The following is a 2,880-nucleotide window of genomic DNA, read 5'->3' as shown; positions in this document are numbered from 1 at the left end:
TGCCGTACGCGTCCGCCGCGAAGCCCGCGTTGTTCTCCATCCGCAGGCCGATGTAGCGCAGGTCGGACCGGCGGAGCGCGTCGAACATGCCGAGCGCGTGCTGGCCGGGCAGGCCGAAGACGGTCGTCGCGCCCAGCCCGGCCAGGGTCTCCACGACCAGGTCTCCGCCGATGCGGCCGGGGGGCGGGTCGAGCGCGGCCTCCGTCTGGGCCGGCGTCGGACGGAGCACCAGGTCGTGGTCGTGGGTCACTGGGAGCGGGCCTCGGCAATCTGGCGGGACATGATCGTGGTCAGTTCGTACGCCGTGTGGGACGCGGCCACCGACGTGATCTCCGCGTGATCGTACGCGGGGGCCACCTCGACGACGTCCGCCGAGACCAGGTTGCAGGACGCGAGTCCGCGCAGGATCTCCAGCAGCTCGCGGGAGGTCAGACCGCCGGCCTCGGGGGTCCCGGTGCCGGGCGCGTGGGCCGGGTCCAGGACGTCGATGTCGATGGAGATGTAGAGCGGACGGTCACCGATGCGCTGGCGCAGCTGGTCGGCGATCTCGTCGACACCGCGGCGCATGACGTCGGCGGAGGTGACGATGCCGAAGCCCATCTTGGCGTCGTCGTCGAGGTCCTGCTTGCCGTACAGCGGGCCGCGCGTGCCGACGTGGGAGAGCGCGGACGTGTCGAGGATGCCCTCCTCGACGGCCCGGCGGAACGGCGTGCCGTGGGTGTACTCGGCGCCGAAGTAGGTGTCCCACGTGTCGAGGTGGGCGTCGAAGTGGAGCAGCGCGACGGGGCCGTGCTTCTTCGCGACGGAGCGCAGGAGGGGCAACGCGATGGTGTGGTCGCCGCCGAGCGTCATCATGCGCGCGCCGGTACCGAGCAGATCGTCGGCCGCGGCCTCGATCGTCTCGACGGCCTCGTTGATGTTGAACGGGTTGGCCGCGATGTCACCGGCGTCCGCGACCTGCGCGAGGGCGAACGGCGAGGCGTCCTGTGCCGGGTTGTACGGGCGCAGCAGACGCGATGCCTCACGGATGGCGTTGCCGCCGAAACGGGCGCCGGGGCGGTAGGAGACACCGGAGTCGAAGGGCACGCCGACGACGGCGACGTCGGCGGTGCCGACCTCGTCGAGACGGGGCAGCCGGGCGAAGGTGGCGGGGCCGGCGTAGCGCGGGATGCGGGAGGAGTCGACGGGGCCGCGGAACTGGGGCTGCTGCTCGGTGCTCATGGGGGTGCCTTCTCTAAGGGGTCTCTACGGGGTCTCTACGGGGTACGGGAGGTCAGCGGGAGTAGAGCTCGGGTCGCCGGTCGGCGAAGACGTGGTTGTGCTCGCCGATCCGCTTGTCGCGGGCCTGGTCGAGGGCGCAGGCGGCGACGAGGAGCGACTCGCCGGTCTCGGTGGCCGGCCCCGCGAGCGGGAAGCCGTCGGGGTCGGTGATGACGGAGCCGCCGGTCCACTCGACGCCGTTCTCGGTCCCGGTGCGGTCGCAGGCGGCGACGAACATCCGGTTGACGGCGGCGTCGGCCTGGACCCGGACCACCTCGGCGGCCCGCTCGCCCTCGGGGCGCGGGAAGAGCGGCCAGTTGACGGGGGCGCAGAGGAGTTCGGCGTCGCGCAGGGCGACGTCGCGGACCCACTCGGGGAACTCCAGGTCGTAACAGACCATCACGCCGATCCGCCCGACGGCGGTCTCGACGACCGGCGGCCGCGTGTCGCCCGGCACGAAGACGGCCTTCTCGGTGCCGAAGAGATGCGCCTTGCGGTAGAGGGCGCGGACGCCGGTGGGGTCGACGAGCACGGCGGAGTTGCGTACGGCCCCGTCCTCGTCGCGCTCGCAGAACCCGCCGACGATGACCATGCCGTGCCGGGCGGCGGCCGCGGCCCACGCGGTGACGGTCGGCCCGTCGAGGGGTTCGGCCAGCTCGGCGGCGTGCGCGGCGTCGCGGAAGACATACCCGCTGTTGGCGAGCTCGGGCAGCACGAGGACGCCGACCCCGGCGGCCGCGGCGGCCTCGATGGCCCGGTCGGCGGCGGCCCGGTTGCCGACGAGGTCGCCGACGGCGAGGGGGAGCTGGGCGCAGGCGACGAGGACGGGAGCGGGGGGCTGCGCGCCGGGAGTGGAGGTCGACTCGCCGGGGGTGGGCGTCGTCTTCGAACCGTCCATGGGCCGGGGCCCTCCTTCGCAACCGTGTCGCAAGACGTGTGATCGTCCGCAACGTACGCCGCCGGGGCGGCCGGGACGATCGCCCGGAGGGCGAAACTGGGCCGACCGGGTGGACACTGTGTCCATGACCCTCACGCTCGCCGATCTCGTCGCCCGCCCCGACCTGGGGCTTGCGGTGGCCGCCGGGGCCGCGGACCTTGACCGGCCGGTGCTCGCGGCGCACGCCTCGGAGCTGGTCCGGCCGGGGCGCTGGCTGCAGGGCGGCGAGCTGCTGATGACGATCGGGCTGCTGCTGCCGATGGAGGCGGAGGCGTGCCGGACGTACGTACGCGACGTGCGCGCGAGCGGGGCGTGCGCGCTGGCGCTCGGGCTCGGCGCGGCGCTCCCCCACCAGTCTGCGCCCCCGCTGCTGGTGGCGGCCGCCGAGGAGGCGGGCCTCCCGCTGCTGACGGTCCCGGACGAGGTGCCGTTCCTCGCGGTGACGAAGGCGGTCTTCGCCGCGCAGGCGGCGCAGCAGCGCGCGGCCCTGGAGAACGCCTTCGAAACCCAACGCCGCCTGACCGCCGCCGCGGCCTCGGGCCGCGGCCTCGCCCCCACCCTGGAGGCGTGGACGAGGGCGACCGGCGTCCCGGCCATGGTGACGGACGCGGTGGGACGGGTGCTGGCGACGGGGAGCGGCTCGGGGGCGGGGAGCGGCTCGGGGGCGGGGAGCGGCTCGGGGG

Annotated in this window: 4 protein-coding genes; 1 reads left to right on the top strand and 3 read right to left on the bottom strand. The window is 74.4% G+C overall.

Going from position 1 to position 2,880, the window contains the following annotated elements; translation table 11 throughout:
- The 3 genes from VIU94_RS18195 to VIU94_RS18185 form a co-directional block, all read right to left on the bottom strand.
- A partial coding sequence (locus VIU94_RS18195; protein ID WP_331912769.1) for a thiamine pyrophosphate-binding protein occupies positions 1 to 250 on the bottom strand: 250 nt, incomplete at its 3' end.
- Entirely contained in the window at positions 247 to 1,221 is a 975-nt protein-coding gene (speB, locus tag VIU94_RS18190) for an agmatinase (RefSeq protein ID WP_331912767.1), read from the bottom strand. The genes VIU94_RS18195 and speB, both read right to left, overlap by 4 nt.
- Before the next feature lie 52 nt (positions 1,222 to 1,273).
- Positions 1,274 to 2,158, bottom strand: coding sequence for a nitrilase-related carbon-nitrogen hydrolase (locus tag VIU94_RS18185; RefSeq protein ID WP_331912765.1), 885 nt, complete (start codon positions 2,156 to 2,158; stop codon positions 1,274 to 1,276).
- A gap of 124 nt (positions 2,159 to 2,282) precedes the next feature.
- Between VIU94_RS18185 and VIU94_RS18180 the strand changes: the two genes are divergently transcribed.
- Positions 2,283 to 2,880, top strand: a 598-nt coding sequence (locus VIU94_RS18180; RefSeq protein ID WP_331912763.1) for a PucR family transcriptional regulator ligand-binding domain-containing protein, incomplete at its 3' end; no start/stop codon positions are given.

It is taken from the genome of Streptomyces sp., assembly GCF_036566765.1.
Classification (GTDB): domain Bacteria; phylum Actinomycetota; class Actinomycetes; order Streptomycetales; family Streptomycetaceae; genus Streptomyces.
This window is presented reverse-complemented; position numbering and strand designations above follow the sequence as displayed.

Coding starts and splice junctions, on each gene's coding strand:
- speB (WP_331912767.1), bottom strand. CDS start 1,221: ATGAGCACCGAGCAGCAGCCCCAGTTCCGCGGCCCCGTCGACTCCTCC.
- VIU94_RS18185 (WP_331912765.1), bottom strand. CDS start 2,158: ATGGACGGTTCGAAGACGACGCCCACCCCCGGCGAGTCGACCTCCACT.